The organism is Vibrio sp. 970 (genome assembly GCF_033339075.1).
Genome location: NZ_JAWOTW010000666.1, coordinates 1 through 554 on the forward strand (window position 1 = coordinate 1; position 554 = coordinate 554).

A 554-nucleotide genomic window follows, 5' to 3' on the forward strand; every position below is an offset into this window, starting at 1 on the left:
ATGCCAATTTCAAGCTCTGCACATACGTCAGCGATCATTTGGTGTAGGTTTTCTGTCGTCCACTCTGTGATCGCTTCCACTTTCGCAAGTGCTACTTCTAGAGGTTCTTTCGCTACGCCACGCAGGTGCTTCTTCGCTGCGCCCGCTTCAAACTCAGAGAAATCTTCGTAGAAGTAACGAATTTGCTCAGCAAGCTCAACCAGTGTGTTGCAACGCTCACCCACTAGCTTGATCACGTCAGTGATCGCAGGGCCGTTTGTTACGTCCAGTTTTTGCTGATCTAGATGCCATTGTAGATGCTCAGCAACGTACGCAGGATCTGAATTCTTGATGTAGTGGTTGTTCAACCATTGCAGTTTATCCGTGTTGAAAGCAGACGCTGACTTAGATACTGCGTTTAGGCTGAACAAGTTGATCATCTCTTCTTGAGAGAAGATTTCTTGGTCGCCATGAGACCAACCTAGACGCACTAAGTAGTTGTTTAGTGCCGCAGGCAGGTAACCCATATCACGGTATTGCATTACTGATACTGCACCATGGCGCTTAGACAGTTT

General features: G+C 47.1%; 1 protein-coding gene. It reads right to left on the reverse strand.

The genetic code is table 11. The annotated features are described in order from the left end of the window. On the reverse strand, positions 1-554 hold a 554-nt coding region (locus R7Q11_RS28505), incomplete at both ends, for a glutamate--tRNA ligase family protein (RefSeq protein ID WP_263857230.1).